Origin of the sequence: Pseudomonas aphyarum, from assembly GCF_028657055.1 — a bacterium.
Taxonomy (GTDB): domain Bacteria; phylum Pseudomonadota; class Gammaproteobacteria; order Pseudomonadales; family Pseudomonadaceae; genus Aquipseudomonas; species Aquipseudomonas aphyarum.
In genome coordinates, this window is the sequence record NZ_JAMDGS010000010.1 from 97,350 (window position 1) to 116,334 (window position 18,985).

Annotated in this window: 13 protein-coding genes; 5 read left to right on the forward strand and 8 right to left on the reverse strand. The window is 59.9% G+C overall.

Going from position 1 to position 18,985, the window contains the following annotated elements; genetic code table 11:
* The first annotated feature begins 210 nt into the window (after positions 1 to 210).
* Both M5G18_RS14670 and M5G18_RS14675 read left to right on the forward strand, forming a co-directional pair.
* Positions 211 to 1,830: a methyl-accepting chemotaxis protein gene (locus M5G18_RS14670; protein ID WP_420793901.1), complete on the forward strand. Its 1,620-nt coding sequence runs from the start codon at positions 211 to 213 to the stop codon at positions 1,828 to 1,830.
* 41 nt (positions 1,831 to 1,871) lie between these two features.
* A complete protein-coding gene (locus M5G18_RS14675) occupies positions 1,872 to 3,059 on the forward strand; it encodes a pyridoxal phosphate-dependent aminotransferase (protein WP_273899577.1) in 1,188 nt (395 codons plus the stop codon).
* A 124-nt stretch (positions 3,060 to 3,183) separates the two neighbouring features.
* On the opposite strand, the gene M5G18_RS14680 is transcribed toward M5G18_RS14675, so the two are convergent.
* From M5G18_RS14680 to M5G18_RS14700, 5 genes are all read right to left on the reverse strand, one after another.
* Positions 3,184 to 4,161, reverse strand: coding sequence for a 2-hydroxyacid dehydrogenase (locus tag M5G18_RS14680; protein ID WP_273899576.1), 978 nt, complete (start codon positions 4,159 to 4,161; stop codon positions 3,184 to 3,186).
* A gap of 21 nt (positions 4,162 to 4,182) precedes the next feature.
* Entirely contained in the window at positions 4,183 to 5,481 is a 1,299-nt protein-coding gene (locus tag M5G18_RS14685) for an MFS transporter (RefSeq protein ID WP_273899575.1), read from the reverse strand.
* A gap of 58 nt (positions 5,482 to 5,539) precedes the next feature.
* Positions 5,540 to 6,577, reverse strand: a complete 1,038-nt coding sequence (locus M5G18_RS14690) for a sugar kinase (protein ID WP_273899574.1) — start codon at positions 6,575 to 6,577, stop codon at positions 5,540 to 5,542.
* Positions 6,570 to 7,352 carry a sugar phosphate isomerase/epimerase family protein gene (locus M5G18_RS14695; protein ID WP_273899573.1) on the reverse strand — a complete coding sequence of 261 codons (783 nt, stop codon included), beginning with the start codon at positions 7,350 to 7,352 and terminating at the stop codon, positions 6,570 to 6,572. The genes M5G18_RS14690 and M5G18_RS14695 overlap by 8 nt, the downstream gene beginning before the upstream one ends.
* Before the next feature lie 64 nt (positions 7,353 to 7,416).
* Complete coding sequence (locus M5G18_RS14700) at positions 7,417 to 8,442, reverse strand: LacI family DNA-binding transcriptional regulator (protein ID WP_273899572.1); 1,026 nt, start codon at positions 8,440 to 8,442, stop codon at positions 7,417 to 7,419.
* A gap of 241 nt (positions 8,443 to 8,683) precedes the next feature.
* Between M5G18_RS14700 and M5G18_RS14705 the strand changes: the two genes are divergently transcribed.
* From M5G18_RS14705 to M5G18_RS14715, 3 genes are all read left to right on the forward strand, one after another.
* Positions 8,684 to 9,517 carry a hypothetical protein gene (locus M5G18_RS14705; RefSeq protein WP_273899571.1) on the forward strand — a complete coding sequence of 278 codons (834 nt, stop codon included), beginning with the start codon at positions 8,684 to 8,686 and terminating at the stop codon, positions 9,515 to 9,517.
* 157 nt (positions 9,518 to 9,674) lie between these two features.
* On the forward strand, positions 9,675 to 11,795 hold the full coding sequence (locus tag M5G18_RS14710) for a hypothetical protein (protein WP_273899570.1): 2,121 nt from the start codon (positions 9,675 to 9,677) through the stop codon (positions 11,793 to 11,795).
* Positions 11,796 to 12,048: 253 nt separating this feature from the next.
* Positions 12,049 to 14,496 (forward strand): autotransporter outer membrane beta-barrel domain-containing protein, encoded by a 2,448-nt coding sequence (locus tag M5G18_RS14715; protein ID WP_273899569.1) that lies wholly within the window; start codon positions 12,049 to 12,051, stop codon positions 14,494 to 14,496.
* 57 nt (positions 14,497 to 14,553) lie between these two features.
* Here M5G18_RS14715 and M5G18_RS14720 read toward each other — a convergent pair whose 3' ends face one another.
* From M5G18_RS14720 to M5G18_RS14730, 3 genes are all read right to left on the reverse strand, one after another.
* Positions 14,554 to 15,003, reverse strand: coding sequence for a hypothetical protein (locus M5G18_RS14720; protein ID WP_273899568.1), 450 nt, complete (start codon positions 15,001 to 15,003; stop codon positions 14,554 to 14,556).
* Between the two features lie 158 nt (positions 15,004 to 15,161).
* Entirely contained in the window at positions 15,162 to 15,803 is a 642-nt protein-coding gene (locus M5G18_RS14725; RefSeq protein ID WP_273899567.1) for a DUF1345 domain-containing protein, read from the reverse strand.
* 79 nt (positions 15,804 to 15,882) lie between these two features.
* Positions 15,883 to 18,981 carry an efflux RND transporter permease subunit gene (locus tag M5G18_RS14730; RefSeq protein WP_273899566.1) on the reverse strand — a complete coding sequence of 1,033 codons (3,099 nt, stop codon included), beginning with the start codon at positions 18,979 to 18,981 and terminating at the stop codon, positions 15,883 to 15,885.
* Positions 18,982 to 18,985: the final 4 nt, after the last annotated feature.

Genomic DNA, 18,985 nt, shown 5'->3' on the forward strand with positions numbered 1-18,985 from the left:
AAACAACGGGTGTTTCACCGCTGAAACACCCGCAACACCTTGAAAAATATTTCATCTTTCCCCGCAAACTTCCTCAAGCCTGGCCGATACAGAAGTCAGGCGCGCACAAGACTTTCCAAAAAAGTGACGCCGGACTGAAGCCCGCCCATGGGCCAGTGATCACGGCATGGACGCTCGTAGTTTCAATCATCCGAGAGTCCTCCTATGTCCATGCGTAATCTGAATATCGCGCCCCGTGCCTTCCTCGGTTTTGCCTTTATTGCCTTGCTGGTGATCGTGCTTGGCGTGTTCGCCGTCAACCGCATGTCGATCATCCGCCAGGCGTCGCTGGAGATGGAGTCGACGCAGTTGCCGAGCGTCACGCAACTTGCCGTGGTCACGGAAAACGTCCTGCGCCTGCGCATCCTCTCGTTCCGCATTCTGGTCAACCGCGACCCGGCCGGTTTGCAGGAAGCCCAGACCCGCATCGGCGTGCTGGTGGACAAGGTGCGAGCCGCCCAGGCCAGTTACGCGGCACTGCCGGCCGGCTCGGAAGAACGCGCGCTGTATCAGACTTTCGCGACGACGCTCGACAACTACCTGCAAGCGCAGAACCAGATGATGGACCTGTCGCGTCAGGACAAGGTCGATGAGATGCGCACCCTGATCAACACGAAGATCAAGGACGGCACCGACCAGATGGGCGAGCAGCTCAACAAGCTGATTGCGATCAACGCCGCTGATGCGAAAACCGCCTCCACCCAGGCCGGCGACCATTACGACAGCGCGATTACCGGCATCGTCATTGTTGCGCTCATCGCGGCACTGGCCACGGTGCTGCTGGCCTGGCTGCTGACACGCAGCATCGTCACGCCGTTGAACCGCGCCGTTGCTGCGGCGCAAACCATCGCCGGCGGCAACCTGACCAAAGTTATCGAAGTCGACGGCAAGGACGAACCGGCGCGCCTTCTGGAAGCGCTGGCCGCGATGCAGACCAATCTGCGAAAGACCATCGAACAGATCGCCGGCTCCGCCACGCAACTGGGCGCCGCTGCCGAAGAGCTCAGCGCCGTGACCGAAGAAGCGTCCCGTGGCCTGCAACAGCAGAACGACGAAATCGAACAGGCCGCCACCGCCGTCAACGAAATGACCGCAGCGGTGGAAGAGGTGGCACGCAACGCGGTGTCGACCTCCGAAGCCTCGAACCAGTCGACCCACGCCGCCCGCGAAGGTCGCGATCAAGTGGTGAAAACCGTCGATGCGATCCAGACCATGACCCACGACGTGCAGAACACCGCCCAAATGATCGAAGGCCTGGCCGCTCAGGGCCGCGACATCGGCAAGGTGCTGGACGTGATCCGCGCCATCGCCGAACAGACCAACCTGCTGGCGCTCAACGCCGCCATCGAAGCGGCCCGTGCCGGTGAAGCGGGACGCGGTTTCGCCGTGGTCGCGGACGAGGTTCGCGCGCTGGCCCATCGCACTGCGCAATCGACCCAGGAAATCGAAAAAATGGTCGCCGGCATTCAGAACGGCACCGGCGAAGCGGTGGAGTCGATGCAGCAAAGCAACCAGCGCACCCAGTCCACCCTGGAAATGGCCCGCGCCGCTGGCGTGGCGCTGGAGCAGATCACTCAATCGATTCACCAGATCAACGAGCGCAATCTGGTGATCGCCAGCGCCTCGGAAGAACAGGCGCAGGTGTCCCGCGAGGTCGATCGCAATCTGGTCAACATCCGCGACCTGGCTACCCAATCGGCCGCTGGCGCGAATCAAACCAGCGCCGCGACCCACGAACTGTCGCGTCTGGCAGTGGATTTGAACGCGATGGTGGCGCGCTTCGTGATTTGACCTAGGGTGAAGGCTGGAGACCGCGCAATCAGGAGACGTACATGCGCTATTCAGCCTTGACCCAACGAATCGCCGGGGAGGGAGCAGCGGCCTGGCGGATTCACGACCGAGCGCTGGAGTTACGCGCCGAGGGCATTGATGTGTTGCTGCTGTCCGTGGGTGATCCGGATTTCGATACGCCGCTGCCGATCATCCACGGCGCCATCGACAGCCTGCTGGCGGGCGATACCCATTATTCCGAAGTGCGTGGCCGGCTGGAGCTGCGCAAGCGGATCGCCGAGCGTCATCGGCGCCGCAGCGGCCAGGACGTCGATGCCGAGCATGTGATCGTGATGCCCGGCGCGCAATGCGCGGTGTATTCGGTGGCGCAATGTCTGCTGGATCCGGGCGATGAAGTGATCGTCGCCGAGCCGATGTATGTGACTTATGAAGGTGTGTTCGGTGCCTGCGGCGCAACCGTGGTGCCTGTTCCGGTGCGGCCGGAAAACGGTTTTCGCGTCGATCCGGCGGATGTTGCGGCGCGGATCACTCGGAAGACGCGGGCCATGTTGCTCAACAGTCCCAACAATCCTTCCGGTGCGAGCCTGTCGTTGTTGATCTGGCAGGAGCTGGCGGCGTTGTGCATCCGTCATGACCTGTGGCTGATCAGCGATGAGGTCTACAGCGAATTGTTATACGAAGGCGAGCACGTCAGCCCGGCGAGCCTGCCGGGCATGGCCGAGCGCACCGCGACCATCAACAGTCTGTCGAAATCCCATGCGATGACCGGGTGGCGCATCGGGTGGATGATAGGACCGAAACCGTTGGCCGAGCATTTGGTGAATTTGTCGTTGAGCATGCTGTTCGGTCTGCCGGATTTTGTGCAGAAAGCGGCGCAGATCGCGCTGGAGAAAGATCTGCCGGAAGTGACGCAGATGCGCGAGGAATACCGGTTGCGTCGGGATCTGGTGTGCGAGCGCTTGCGCGGCTGTCCGGGGTTGTATCCGATCAAACCGGATGGCGGGATGTTCGTGATGGTCGATGTGCGCCAGACCGGGCTCGGCGCGCAGGATTTTGCCGAGCGGTTGCTGGAGGGGTATGGGGTTTCGGTGCTGGCCGGTGAAGCGTTCGGACCGAGTGCGGCGGGGCATATTCGCATCGGGCTGGTGGTGGATCGGGTGAAGCTGGCGGATGCGTGTTCAAGGATTGCCCTGTGCGCTGCGCAGCTTCTCCAGGTGCGCAGTGCCTGAAATTTTTGCATCGACAGTACCGGCCCCTTCGCGGGCAAGCCCGCTCCCACATTGTTCTGCGGTGTACACAAAACCTGTGGGAGCGGGCTTGCCCGCGAAGACGGCCTGACAGGCGCTGAAGATGTCAGCCTTGCCAAGCTGATGAATTCACCAGATTCACCGGCTTCTTCCCGGCCAGCGCCGCCAACAGATTCTCCACCGCACACCGCGCCATCGCCTCGCGCGTTTCATGGGTCGCCGAACCCATGTGCGGTGTCGCCACCACGTTGTTCAGCTGCAACAACTGCGAGTCATGATTCAGCGGTTCACGCTCAAACACATCCAGCCCCGCCGCGCGAATCCGGTTATGCCGCAAGGTGTCGATCATCGCGGCTTCGTCTACGACCTTGCCTCGGGAAATGTTGATGAAGATGCTCTCCGGCCGCATCAAGGCAAACTGCTCGGCGCCAATCAAACCTTCAGTCTGCGCCGTCAGCGGCAAGGTCAGACAGATGAAATCCGCCTGTCGCAACAGATCCTCCAGACTGCGGTACTGCGCATCGAAACGTTCTTCAACCGCCGGTTTGCGCGACTGGCTGTGATAGATCACCGGCATCCCGAACCCGAAATGCCCACGCTGCGCCAGCGCCTCGCCGATCCGCCCCATGCCGATGATGCCCAGCGTCTTGCCATGCACATCAGTACCGAAATGCGCCGGGCCGATGCTGCGATGCCAGTGGCCGCCGCGCACCATATTCGCCAGTTCGACCACGCGCCGGGCGGTGGCCAGGATTAGCGCGAAGCCGGTGTCGGCAGTGGTTTCGGTTAGCACGTCCGGAGTGTTGGTCAGCATGACCTTGCGCCGGGTCAGGTAGTCGATGTCGTAGTTGTCGACACCCACCGAGACGCTGGAAATCGCTTCGAGCTGCGGCGCCAGATCGAGCAGCGCCGCGTCCAGTTTCAGGCTGGCGCCGAGCAACCCGTGGGCAACCGGCAGGGCGTCGCGAAGCTTCATCAGGCCGTCGGCGTCGAGGCTGTCGATCAGCGTCACGTCGACCTGTTGCTCAAGGCGCGCCATCAGCGCCGGCGACAGTTTCTTGTACAGCACAACCTGCTTTTTCATCGCAGTCATCTCTCTATCAATTCAGGAGTGGGCCGGCAGCGGACGCGGTGCGGCGCGCTTGGCCGTCACCCGGTCGCTGGCGCCGGGCTTGAGAAAAATCGTCAGCACCACCGAGAGCATCAGCGCGCCGCTCATCAGCAGATACGAAGCGCCGGGCGAACCGGTGGAGCTGTTCAGGTAACCGACCAGATAGGAACCGCCGAACGAACCGAGAGCGCCCATGCTGTTGATCAGCGCCATGGCGCCACCGGCGACGTTGGCCGGCAGGATCTCCGGCACGATGGCGAAGAACGGCCCGTACGGCGCGTACATGCAGGCGCCGGCAATCACCAGCAGCGTGTACGACCACCAGAAATGTTCGGCGCCCAAAGCGTAGGAGCCGTAGAACGCCACCGAGGCAATCAGCAGCGGCGGCCAGACGAAGCGTTTGCGCTTTTGCAGTTTGTCCGAGCCCCACGACACCAGCAGCATGCCGATCACCGCCGCCAGATACGGCAGGGCCGACAGCCAGCCGGCCTCGATCATGTCCATCTGCGCGCCGGCCTTGAGGATCGACGGCAGCCACAACACGAAGCCGTAGACGCCGATGCTCCAGCAGAAAAATTGCAGCGCCAGAATGATCACCTTCGGCGAACGGAAGGCTTCGGCGTAGTTCTTCACCGCTTTGATCCCGACCTGTTCGGCCGCCAGTGCGCTTTCCAGATCGTGCTTTTCCTGCTCGTTGAGCCACTTCGCCTGGGCCGGACGATCATCAGCGAGTTTCCACCAGATAAACGCCCAGAGCACCGCCGGCAGGCCTTCGATGATGAACATCCAGCGCCAGCTGAAATGCTGCACCAGATAGCCCGAAACCACCGACATCCACAGCATCGTTACCGGGTTGCCGAGGATCAGGAAGGTGTTGGCCCGCGAGCGTTCGGCGCGGGTGAACCAATGGCAGAGATAGACCAGCATCGCTGGCATCACCGCCGCTTCGACCACACCGAGCATGAAGCGGATGACGATCAGCCAATAGGCGTTGGAGACCACGCCGGTCAGCGTGGCGAGCCCGCCCCAGAGGATCAGGCTGACGAAAATCAGCTTCTTGACGCTGTGCTTCTGCGCGTAGATCGCGCCGGGCACCTGGAAGAAAAAGTAACCAAGGAAGAACAGCGCGCCGAGCAGGGACGACAGGCCCGGGGTGATCATCAGGTCCTCAGCCATTCCGGACGCGGCAGCGAATCCGTAATTGGCGCGGTCCAGGTACGCCAGGCTGTAGGTGATGAACACGATCGGCATGATGTACCACCAGCGGCGGGTGGCGAGGGTTGCGGTTTTCATGGTCTTGCTCCTGAGCTTGTTGTTTTTGTCGCAGCAGGTTCAAAAAATGTGTTGCCTGTCAGGGCCTCATCGCGGGCAAGCCCGCTCCCACAGTGTCCGTGGTGTACACAAAACTTGTGGGAGCTGCGGTGCGACGATTCGACTTGCCAGCGATGGCGGCTTCGAGTTCAGCGGTGAGTTCGGATCGGGTCGGCAGTCCTTCCATATCGCCACGGCTTTGCACCGCACGGCTGCCAATCCAGTTGGCGCGTCTGACCGCCTCGGGAAAACTCTGATGCTCCAGCAGGGCACTGATCATCCCGACCGCGAATCCATCGCCGGCGCCGACCGTATCGACCACGGTTTCGACCGGCACCCCGGCGACAAACCCCTGATCCAGATGCGTGCGGTAATACGCACCCTGCGGCCCCAGCTTGATCGCCACCGCTTCAGCACCCTGATCGAGATAGAACGCGGCGATGTCCGCCGGGTCTTCAAACCCGGTCAGCAGTCGCCCTTCGCTCAACCCCGGCAACACCCAGTGGGCGAGGGCGGCGAGGCGGTTGATTTCGGTGATCATCTCCCGCTCGCTGGCCCACAGGCTCGGGCGCAGGTTCGGGTCGAACGACACACTGCGCCCGGCGTTGCGCATACGGGTCATCAGTTCACGGGACATTTCCCGCGCCGAGGCCGACAGCGCCGGCGGAATACCAGTGGCGTGCAGATGCCGGGCGCCGAGCAGCGTCGGGGTAATCGACTGTGGCGACAGATGACTGGCCGCCGAGCCGCGACGGAAGTACTCGACCGTCGGATCGCTGCCGTCATCGGTGCGCGATTTGAGCTGGAAACCGGTCGGGTGCGCGTTGTCGACTTCCACATGGCTGCAATCCAGACCTTCGCGGGCCAGGGTTTCGACGACAAAGCGACCCAGCGAATCTGCACCGACCCGGCTCAGCCATGCGACTTTGAAACCCAGCCGCGAAAGTCCGATGGCCACGTTGCTGTCGGCCCCGGCAATCCGTTTGTGAAACTGCTCGACGGAGGCCAGATCACCGCTCTGTTCGGCGACAAACATGGCCATGGTTTCGCCGAACGACAGAATATCGATCTCAGACATGAGCAGGCTCCAGACGGGACTGGCCGAGGCGGGCGAGGGCGGCGACGTGTTCGGTGGTGAGTTGTACCAGGTCATCGCCCTGCAACGGGTATTCGGCGGCGCGCATGACCCCTTGGGCCATGTGCCGTAACAGTTGTTCCCACAGATGCAGGTCGGTGGCGGCCGGTGGCACCGCGACCAGTTTGCCGTCGGCGCGGCGGGCCACGGCTTTGCAATGCACGTAGCCGACGTGACGGCCCAGCAGTCGAGCGGCGCTGGTGGCGGACTGGTCTTGCCACTGCCAGTTGCCGATATCGAAGGTCATCTTGATCGGCAGATTGTGTTGCTCGACGGCGGCGAAGAAACGCTGGAACGGTTCGATGCGCCCGCCGTGCAGGGTCTGATCGTTCTCCACCAGCAGGTGCACCGGGCTTTGCGCAAGGATTTGCCCCAGCGTCTGCAGATCGTTGTTATCGGTGAAGAATCCAAGGGAAACCTTTAGCCACTTAGAACCGAACGCTTCGGCGTTTTGCAGCGCGTTGATGAGTTCGGGATTGGGCCGCGACTGACCGGCCAGCCACAGTTCGGTGGGTGAGGAATAGATGCTTTGCAGGCCTTGAGCTTGCGTGGCGGTGGAGAGTTTTTCGGGGACTTCGTTGGTCAGCAGCTCTTCGCGCCATTCGATGCGATCGGCGCCGGCAGCGGCCAGCACTTCGATGAACGAAGCCTGGCCACGACGGCGAACAAGGTCGGCGCCGTAGCTGGACAGGCTGATGGAAACGGCAGGTTTATTCATTGTTATCTACCTCTGAAACCGGTTTCATTTTTGTACAAAAAATTTTGGCTGGCCCCGAGGGGCCTTATTCCGCCATACCGTGCGTCGAGCCGCGCTCGACCAGCACCGGTGCAAAATCCAGGGTTCGCGCTGCTTCGTCATCCCCACGCAAACGCTTGAGCAAACACTCAAACGCCCGCGCACCCATCTCCTCTGTAGGCTGGGCGAGGGCAGTAATCCCGCTGCCCACCAACGGATACCAGTCCAGATCATCCAGCGCGATCAGCCCGACATCCTCGAACAACCGGCAGCCAATCTCGCGCAGGGCCAGGGTGCAAGCCAGTGCTGCCACGCCGTTGGCGCAGAACAGGGCTTTCGGGCCCGAATCATGTGTGTTCAAAAAGGTTTGAAGGTCTTTAACCAGACTGGAGCCGGTTTCCAGCACAGCGCCATTCATGTCTTTGCGCTGGCCAATCTGCTGCTGGAAACTGCTGACCCGCTCGATCCGCGAACTGGTGCCGTCATAGGGTTCAGTTACCAGCAGCACATCGCGATAGCCGCGCTGCTGAAGGTGTTCGAGCGCCATCTCGATGGCCTGTGGGTTGTTCAACCCGACCATGTCGCTGTCGAGCCCGTCGACCTTGCGATCCACCAGCACCAGCGGCATTTCACGCTTCAACTCATCCAGTTCATCCCGGTGATGACCCAGGGTGTTCACGATCAGCCCCTCAATGTTGTACGAGCGCAGCAGCGCCAGGTGCTGGCGTTCCTGCTCGTCATCGCGGTCAGTGTTGCACACCACCAGGCTGTAGCCGTGCCGGCGGCAGGCGGTTTCCACGCCGTGCATCACGGCAATCGAATAAGGGTTGCGGATATCGGCCACCAGCATGCCGATCAGGCGGGTGCGGCCGCGTTTCAAACCACGGGCCATTTGATTGGGACGGTAGCCCAGCTCGGCAATTGCCTGCTCGATGCGCTGGGCAATGGCATCGGAGAGCAGGGCGCGGTCATCGCCGATGAAGCGCGAGACGCTGGCCTTGGACACGCCGGCGTGTTCGGCGACGTCGAGCATGGTGACGCGGCTGCGCTGGGCGGCGGAGAAATCGTTCACGGTTGAAAAGCCTTTTTTATTGGAGTTATCCGAGTCAGCACGGCAAGGCTGAAACCGGTTTCAGATAACCGCATTCGCCATCGCCTCGTCAAGCCCGAGAACGCCTGAATCAGAAACAGCGCAAGCTCAATTCCGACCAGCGGTCATCAAACCTGTCAGATCTGACAGTAGGCGAAAGCGCGGTTACTGCGTTTAATTTCTTCCGAAGCAAAGTGTTTTTTACGCCTCTGGAGAACAGTGGATGAGCGCCAAAAAATCAATCGGGATATTCGCCTTGCCGTTGACCATCGACGGGGTAGGAGCCGACAAAGTGCTTCCCCCGGATGCGCATATCAATGGCGTCACGCTGCGGACTCCCCCTTGGAGTGATCCCTCGATCTTTCCGGGCAATAGCGATTTGCATCAGATCTGGGTACGTGAACCTGGGGCGACTTCCGAGACGCGTTTCTACAGCAACCCAATTCCCGTGCCGGTGGTGTTTCCTGGCCCGATCCAACTGCCTGCGGAGTACTTGCAACAGACAGGCGACATCACGCTGAGGTACAGGGTGACACACGGTGATACCGGTAATGAGGATGACTCGATACCACAAGTGTTCATCCTCAGGCGCCCGGTGCCGGTCAAATTGAAAGAGGTGGTTTATCCCGACGCGAACTTTTGGGGCTGGCTCATGTGTTTAACATTCCCGGCGATCTGGGATGTGGTGGTCGTGCGGGTTCCGGCGCAACCGGGAACATTCCTCGCTGGTGATGTTTGTGAACTGAATTGGGAGGGTTTCACCGGCCTCAACGGCGCCGTAAAGGACAAGGAACCTCCGCACGCAATCCTCAATGCCATTCCCGGCACCAAGTTGCTCTTGCCAAAAACACTGACACAACAGGAAGCCACCTCTCCCCAAGGGTTCGATTTCAGACTCGAAAGTGAGTACTACGTCGATTACATCAAACCGATCGAATACGGATCTGCGATGTGCACCTACACCCACTACCGAAACGGTGTTGCGCTGGCCAGTTCATATCCGGAATTCGTGAAGATCGACAGGCGCAATCCCGGGAAACCGCCTTGCGGTCCTTGAATCAAGCAGTCCGAAAGAAAGCCGTTAAAAGCGATAGATCCAACAAAGCGTTGGCTGAACGTCAATCCCAGGAACATGCAGCCTGCAGTCGCGAAATTCTTCATTGGGAAACAACGTTGATGGTTCAACAACACACTCATCGATGGAGTTCACGAACATGAATATGCAGGTTAAAGCGGGTGGTGGTGTCCTGGCGTTGCCGCCAACGGTTGTGGGACTGGTGTCGGGTGATCGACTGACCTATCAGCAACTGAAAGTTGATCGCAAGGTGACGTTTCAGTTGGCCGACGTTGATGACAAAACGCCTAGTGGAGCCCACAGGATCCAGTTGCTGGTATATCCAAAAGGCTACACGCCGGTAGAGTTTGACCCTACGTATGTGGTCATGGAATTGTTGAAAGCCAACCAGACAGGGGGCAACTGGACCTTCCCGGTGGATTTTGACCTGACTGGCGCAGCGATCGCTGCCCTGGTAGACAAATTCGATGCGGCGGGTGCCTACAATGAGTTCGGCGCCGCGTTCATCATCTATGACGAATTTGACAACGCCGATACCTCCCAGCCGACTCTGGTTTTTTTCGCCGATCTCACCGGACCCTGGCAGCGCCAACCCGGCACCGGCAATGGCACCGGCAATCGGCCGCCGCTGATCAACCAAGCAGGTTTGCCAACCCTTATCGACGACAATTGGTTGAACAACAACGCGGGCGGCTTGAACATTACCATTTCAACGGCCTGGGTTAATTTTGAAGCAGGCATTGATCTGGTCAACTTCTTCATCTCCCAGCTCACGACATTCACGGGCATGCAGGGTGAGGGCGCCATCGTTGCTGATTTCCCGGTACCGGCTAATGGCGTTATCAATATTCCACTGACTGCTCTGCAAGCGTTGAAGGATGGCGCGTATTATTACTCCTACAACCTCGAGGATGACCCAGGCAATATCAGCAACAACTCGGCCATCACGCTGCTGTTCAATCGGGTCAGCGCACCGGCGCCGGTGCTGGGTATTCCAAGGATTCCGGTGACCGGTACCAACGGTCAGACGCCCATTACGTTCGCGTCATTCAGACCTGATCCAAATGCAGTGGTCATGGAGATCGATTTCCCGCTCAATTCGCTGCAAGGTCACAAGATCCTGCCGCATATCATGGATGAGACTGGCATTGTCTATGATCTTCCGGAACAATCAATCCCGGCGCCAGGCACTTCGGGCCCACTTAAATTCGTGTTGGATTACGCCTTTTTGGCGCCGGTCTTCGGCGATCCTAACCGGGACACCGACCATGTGGTCGAGTACTGGTTCGAATACATAGACCCGACGAAACCTGTCAATCTGGTTTCCACGCCTCAGCAATTTGCCACTATCGATTTTGCATACGCCGGGTCGGAGCAGCCAAACCTTCCTGATCTGGAAAACCCCAATATCGATCCGGTGGAGGTTCAGGGTGGCGGCACACCCGTACCTGCGCCAAACACACTTGGCCCGAATCAGGCCGGTCTTGATGCAACCATGATCTGGAACTTGTGGACGGATCCTCTGCGGCCGATTACCGGTCGTGAAATCGTCACGTTCTTCTACCAGGGCAAACAAGTGGGAACGCCCGTTGGCGTACAAGCAGGCGCGACGACGGTCACCACGCGATTGCCTTGGACCACGATTCTGGCGGAAGGAAACGGCACTGGCGCTACCGCGCGCGAGGCCTACATTGTTGTCTCCTACCCCGGCAGTGCAAACCCGATGACGCAGACACCTGTCACGCCGGTCAACGTGACAGCGATCGTGATCAATCTGCCGGCACCGAAGATTGTCGTTTCGGCGTTCAGAACCCCCACCGGTGCCGTGGTTCCCGAGCGTTTCGTGACGTCCGTCAACTGCCCGAGTCTGGATCACCCGGCAGTCGCGAACGGACCGATGCCGCCGTATGAGGCTACACGCAGACTGCGGATCAGGGTCGAGCGGGATGCCAACATCCCGACAGGTGCAACGGTTGCGTTCAAATTCGAGGGGCGGACGACCAACGGAGCTGGCGGGACGGTGATAGGGGGCACGCTTGTAACCGCTTCCAAACCCATGCCTGCAACGGGCCCTCTGGAGTTTGACGTGCCGTACGCCAATGTCCGTCCGATCCAGCTGCCGAGCCCCGGCCCTGGCCAGCGCCCGGCGACTCAATATGCGTACATCGAGTATGTGGTCAACGGCATTACAGCGTCGGTCATCGTCGCTGTCGCGCTCTTGAACTCGAGCCTGGTGTATTGCGAACAGAACCGTCCTTGATCGTGGATCAACAGTACTTCGAGTGAAGTTTCCTGCGATGGGGACGGCAGTGAATACCGTCCCCATCGTAGGAATCGAAGTCAGATACGGGTGCTCTTACGAGACAAGGGGATAAATCGTACGAAGATGGAGATTAGTCCTACATATCCCTCGGAAAGTTATCCGTAGTCTGGCGGCCGCTTCAGTTCCGGCTCGCAACTTGTTTGAGTCGGACGCTCGTTCCTCACGGAATGTAATCGAGTAGGACTCAACCATGTCGCCCAAATTGCACACCCCGTTTCAGAAAACCTCGATCAGCTTGGGAATCTTGACCCTGCTGCCCCTATTGATGAATTCGCCGCTCACCCAGGCGGCTACCGTTCCGGCGGGTACCACGCTTCCCATTGACGGCACGACGCCGGTGCAATCCTGGCAACTTGAAAACAACGCCATCTTGAACGCCACCAATGCCACGACACTGGAAATGACCAGTTCTGCCGGTGGCCTGATCAACCTGACAGGCTCGAATGTCAGCGCCGCGGCGGGCTCAGGGATTTTTCTGACTAACGCCAGCGCAGTTCTGGACAGCTCAACGGTTACCAGTGCAGCCGGTATCGGCATCTCGGCGGTCCGTAGCCCCGCCAGCGTAGGTGGTTCAAGCGTGACGCTGCGTAATGGTTCAGTTGCTCAGGGCCTGACCGGGGGCATTGCGGGCAACCGATTCAGCGTCATCAGTCTGCAAAACTCTACTGCCGTAGGCACTGGCGCCAACAGCTTCGGGATCAGGATGCTGGAAGGTTCCCTGTCGGCCACAGGCAGTACGATAACCGGCGGCCTTAACGGCGTGACGGTGGGTACAGACACTCAGGTAACCGCCGTTATCCCGACCAAAATAGTCCTGGATGGCACTCGCGTCGAAGGCCAGACCGGCTCGGCACTGGTGGTCGGCATCAACGCGCCGAATTTCCCGACAGTGGCAGACATCGAAGTGCGTAACCGTTCGACGCTGGTGGCCGGAAACAACACGTTGCTTGAAGTCCGGCAAGGTGCCTCGGCAGGGTTTCTCGTCGATAACAGTGATTTGACCGGTAACGTCACGGTGGTTTCGGGCAGTTCCGCGAATGTCACACTGCAGAACAATGCGTCGCTGACCGGTGATCTGCAAAACGTCACGACCGCCGTGTTGAACAACCAGGCGCGTATGACCGGTAATGTGTTGGGGGCTTCGAGCGTAACGCTCGACAACGGTTCGACCCTGACCGGCAATCTGAACGATGTCGCCACCGTGACAATCAACAATCAGAGCGTCATGACCGGTGACGTCAACGCTTCTGCCAACAGTGCTTCGAGTCTGACGCTGGACAATGCTGCCACGCTGACCGGCCAGGTGAACAATGTCGCCAATTTTGCGATCAACAATCAGGCGCTATGGCAGATGACCGGCAGTCAATCGGTGAACAATCTGTCGCTGGGCAATGGCGGCACGGTAGGTTTTGGCACGCCTCAGCAATACTTTCAATTGAACGTCGCCAACCTGTCGGGCAACGGCACGTTCCGGATGGGCACCGACTTCAATCAGGGACTCAGCGACCTGCTGAATGTCACGGGCAGTGCCTCCGGCAACCACCAGTTGCTGGTCACCAGTTCCGGTCTCGATCCCGTCAATGACTCGCCCATCAAAGTGGTGCAGAGCGTGGCGTCAGGTGCGCAGTACGGCCTGGTGAACAACCGTGTCGACGTAGGTGCATTCATTTATCGTCTGGTGAAGAAGGGGGATGACTGGTTCCTGCAACCGGACAAGACCGTTGTCAGCACACCGACACGCGCAGCATTGGCCATTGCCGGTACCGCCCCGACAGCGATCTACGGCGAAATGGTTCTGTTGAACAATCGCATGGGTGATTTGCGGGTCAATGGCGGGCAAACGGGCGGCTGGGTGCGCTCTTTCGGCAGCCAGTACAGCATCAGTAACAATGCTTACGGAAATGGTTACAAACAACGACAGTATGGTTTGTCGATGGGCGTCGATACGCCGGTGCAAATCGCCGGTGAGCGGGTACTGCTCGGTGTGTTTGCCGGTTACAGCAAATCCGATCTGGATCTGAGCCGCGGCAGCTCGGGTGAAATCGGCAGTACATCGCTGGGTCTCTACGGCACCTGGCTGGGCGACAGCGGTTACTACCTGGACACGGTGGCCAAGCTCAATCACTTTCGCAACAAGGCCGACGTGATGCTGAGTGACAACACCAAAACCAAAGGCAGCTACAACAATCTGGGTGCCAGCGCGTCGGTGGAGTTCGGCAAGCATATTGAGTTCGCGGATGGCTACTACATTGAACCGTTCACCCAATGGCAGGCAGCCTCGGTACAAGGCAAGGACTTTCGTCTGGACAATGGTCTGAGTGTCGACGCTGATACCACCCGTTCCATGCTGGGCAAGGCGGGTGTGACCGTAGGGCGAGGCATGAAACTGGCGGATGGCAGCGTCCTGCAACCCCACGTGCGGGTGGCTGCCGTTCATGAATTCGTCAAAACCAACGAGGTGCGGGTCAACGACAACAAGTTCAACAATGATCTTTCCGGCACGCGCTTCGAAGTGGCTGCGGGCGCATCCTGGACCCTGAATGACCGCTGGCAACTGCACGCAGAGCTGGACACCAGCAAGGGCGACAACGTCACCAAGGACTTCGGTGTGAACATGGGGGCGCATTACAGGTTCTGAGTGAACGGAAACTGAAAAGGGAAGCGTTGGCTTCCCTTTTTTGTGCCTGCGGCTGCATCACTTCAAGACTTGAAAACCTCCCTTCAACTGGAAGGTAGTGCCATCGGCGTTCTCCAGTGTCACATTGAAATCGGCCGCGACATTCTTTTGATCGCTCGCAGGCTTGATCTCGATGTCACCTGAAATGCCTTCACTGATCGCAGTGCCGTCTTTATAGCTGACGGCTACGTCAGAGCCACTGGTCAAGACATGTTTCCCGATCGGGAAACCTTTGGGGACGATCAGGGTCAGTTCGCGTGCCGCGTAGGTTTTGGCTTTCGTTCCCGAAGGTGGCCGGTCAATGGCGGTGATCTGTACCGCGTCGATTTTGTCAGGGCCGACCTTTAGGGTGTCAATCAGTCGGGAAGAGGCAATGAAGTCCGCGACAGGGGCTCCACCGTTGGCGAAAACTTTTGCGGTCACAAAATTACCGGGGGCAAAACTGGTGCGTCTGATCACAGCGTTCATGAATTGGATCTCCGTTCACTTTGGGGAAGTATCCAAAGGCCATTGGGCCCTAACTCTGGATGCATCATAAAAACGCGATTCAGGCGATCTGTACACTGTCAGACTTGACAGGTTACAGCCCTTGAAATCTGTGAGCGAATAGCCTCTTACACCAACCCTCAGCCAAACAAACCAGCAGCAATGTTGATCGAGAAACCCAGAATCGCCGTATTGAACACAAAACCGATCAACGACTGCGCCAGCACGATCTTGCGGATCTCCCGCGTTGCCACGCCAACATCCGCCGTCTGCACCGCCACCCCGATGGTGAACGAGAAGTACAGAAAGTCCCAGTAGTTGGGCGTCGTCAGGCCTTCGGCAAAGCGCAGCGCCGGTTCCTTGCCGTCCCAGGTGTAAAACAGCCGGGCGTAGTGGACGCAGAAAATCACCCCGATCAGCAGCCATGAGCCAATGACCGTCAGTGCGGTAAAACCGTAGTGCATCAATTTGTGGTGGGTATCCAGATCCTTGCTGCCGACAAGTTCCAGGGTGATGGTCGCCAGGCTGGCCAGCGCCGCAATACACACCACGAACAGCACCAGCCCGGCGTTTTCATCTTCGACGACGGCGATCTGCTTGACGTCCGGAGCCTTGGCCCGGGCGGTCAGCCAAAGCATCAGCGCCAGGTAGGTCCAGACCCCGGCATTCCAGCCGATGAGGATCTTGCTGATGATGGAATCGGCGGGCGCCAGCAGGCCGACGGCGAGGCCGAACAGGAAGGCGGCAGAGAGGCGAGGGTGGGTGCGGGCGAGGAAGCGCATGGGAGCTCGATGGGCCAGGGTGTGCAGACAACCTTAGCCCAGCGCGGCGACCTGTGGCCACCGCGCCGGAAGCGGTCAATCAATCAGGCTTGGCGAACCTGCGCACAAGCTTGATCACCACAACGAAGAACACCGGCACAAAGATCACCGCCAACGTCGCGGTAATCATCCCGCCAATCACCCCGGTACCGATCGCCTGCTGGCTCGCCGAACTTGCGCCCGTGGCAATCGCCAGCGGCACCACGCCCAGAATGAACGCCAGCGAAGTCATGACAATCGGCCGCAACCGCAGACGCGCCGCTTGCAGCGTTGCGTCGATCAGATCGTGGCCTTCGTCATACAGGCTCTTGGCAAACTCGATGATCAGGATCGCGTTCTTCGCCGACAGGCCGATGATGGTGATCAGGCCGACCTTGAAGAACACGTCGTTGGGCATCCCGCGCAAGGTCACCGCCAGCACCGCGCCCAGTACGCCGAGCGGAACCACCAGCAATACCGATGTCGGAATCGACCAGCTCTCGTACAACGCCGCCAGACACAGGAACACGATCAGCAGCGACAGGCCCAGCAAAATCGGCGCCTGGCTTCCGGACAAACGCTCCTGCAGCGACAGACCGGTCCATTCCTGACCCAGACCTTTCGGTCCCTGGGCTACTAGCCGTTCGATCTCTGCCATGGCTTCGCCGGTGCTGTGACCGGGTTTCGGTTCGCCGGAAATCGAGATCGCCGGGTAGCCGTTGTAGCGGGTCAACTGCGCCGGACCCTGAGTCCACGTGGCTTTGACGAACGCCGACAGGGGCACCATTTTCCCGGCGTCGTTGCGCACGTGCATTTTCAACAAGTCGTCGACCTGACTGCGGCGGTCGCCTTCAGCCTGCACGACAACCCGTTGCATGCGCCCCTGATTGGGGAAGTCGTTGACGTACGAAGAACCGATGGCAGTGGAAAGCACGTTGCCGACGTCGGCGAAGGAAATGCCCAGCGCGTTGGCCTGCTTGCGGTCCACTTCCAGTTGCACTTGTGGCGCTTCGGCCAGCGCGCTTTCGCGCACGTTCATCAGGATCGGGCTTTTCTCGGCGGCGGCGAGCAATTCGGTGCGCGCCTGCATCAATGTCGCGTGGCCGAGGCCGCCGCGATCCTGCAGGCGGAACTCGAATCCGCTGGAGGTGCCGAGACCGTCAACCGGCGGCGGGAGAACAGAGAACGCCATCGCATCCTTGATCTGGCTGAGGGCGATGTTGGCGCGGTCGGCAATCGAGCTGGCCGAGTCGTCGCTGCCACGTTGCGACCAGTCTTTGAGCGTGGTGAACGCCAATGCGGCGTTCTGCCCGCTGCCGGAGAAGCTGAAGCCCAGAATCACCACGCTGTCGCTGACACCCGGTTCACCGTTGTTGTGCGTTTCAAGCTGTTCGGCGACTTGCACCGTACGATTCTTCGTTGCACCCGGTGGCAGCTGGATGTCGGTGATGGTGTAACCCTGATCCTCGACCGGCAGGAACGAGGAGGGCAGGCGCGCGAAGCACAGGCCCAGGCCGACCAGCAATACAACGTAGATCAGCAGATAACGGCCGGTGCGTTTCAGCGCGTAACCGACCCAACCCTGGTAGCGATCGGTCAGTTGCTCGAAGCGACGGTTGAACCAGCCGAAGAACCCGGTTTTCTCGTGGTGTTCGCCCTTGGCGATCGGCTTGAGCAAGGTTGCACAAAGTGCCGGGGTCAAGGTCAGGGCGAGGAACGCCGAGAACAGGATCGAGGTGGCCATCGACAGCGAGAACTGCCGGTAAATCACGCCCACCGAACCCTGCATGAACGCCATCGGAATGAACACCGCCACCAGCACCAGCGTAATGCCGATGATTGCCCCGGTGATCTGGGTCATTGCCTTGCGTGTCGCCTCTTTCGGTGACAGGCCTTCGGTGGCCATGATCCGCTCGACGTTCTCCACCACGACGATGGCGTCATCCACCAGAATGCCGATGGCCAGCACCATGCCGAACATGGTCAGCACGTTGATCGAGAACCCCAGCGCCAGCATGGTCGCGAAGGTGCCCATCAGCGCCACTGGCACCACCAGCGTCGGAATCAGGGTGTAGCGGATGTTCTGCAGGAACAGGAACATCACCGCGAACACCAGCAGCATCGCCTCGCCGAGGGTGTAGACCACTTTGGTGATCGATACCTTCACGAATGGCGAGGTGTCGTAGGGAATCTTGTATTCCACGCCGGCCGGGAAATAGCGCGACAGTTCATCCATCTTCGCCCGGATCAAGGTCGCGGTGCTGAGGGCGTTGGCGCCCGGCGACAGTTGCACGCCGACGGCGGTGGACGGCTTGCCGTTCAGACGGGTGCCGAACTGGTATTCCTGGCTGCCGATCTCGACCCGCGCCACATCCTTGATGCGCACGGTGGAGCCGTCCGGATTGGCCTTGAGCACGATGTCGGCGAACTCTTCCGGCGTCGACAGTTGACCCTTGACCAGAATCGTCGCGGTGATTTCCTGAGTGCTCGGGTTTGGCAGATCGCCAATGCTGCCCGCCGAGACCTGGGCATTCTGCGCGACGATGGCGGCGTTTACGTCGGCCGGCGTCAGGTTGAAACCGATCAGCTTCTGCGGGTCGACCCAGATTCGCATCGCCCGTTCGGCGCCATACAGCTGGGCCTTTCCGACGCCGTCGATGCGCTTGATCTCGTTCATCACGTTGCGCGCCAGGTAATCGCTGAGCGCTACGTCATCGAGCTTGCCGTCGCTGGAGGTGAGGGTGATCAGCAGCAGGAAACCGGCGGAGACTTTCTCCACCTGCAAGCCTTGCTGGTTGACCGCTTGCGGCAGGCGCGACTCGACCACTTTGAGACGGTTTTGCACGTCAACCTGCGCCAGTTCCGGGTTGGTGCCCGGCTGGAAAGTCGCCTTGATCGTGGCGCTGCCGAGGCTGCTCTGCGACTCGAAATACAGCAGGTGATCGGCGCCGTTGAGCTCTTCCTCGATCAGGCTGACCACGCTTTCGTCGACGGTCTGCGCCGAGGCACCGGGGTACACGGCATAGATTTCGATCTGCGGCGGCGCGACGTCGGGGTATTGCGCCACCGGCAATTGCGGGATGGCCAGCGCACCGGCCAACAGGATGAACAATGCGACGACCCAGGCGAACACCGGGCGGTCGATAAAGAACTGCGGCATAGAA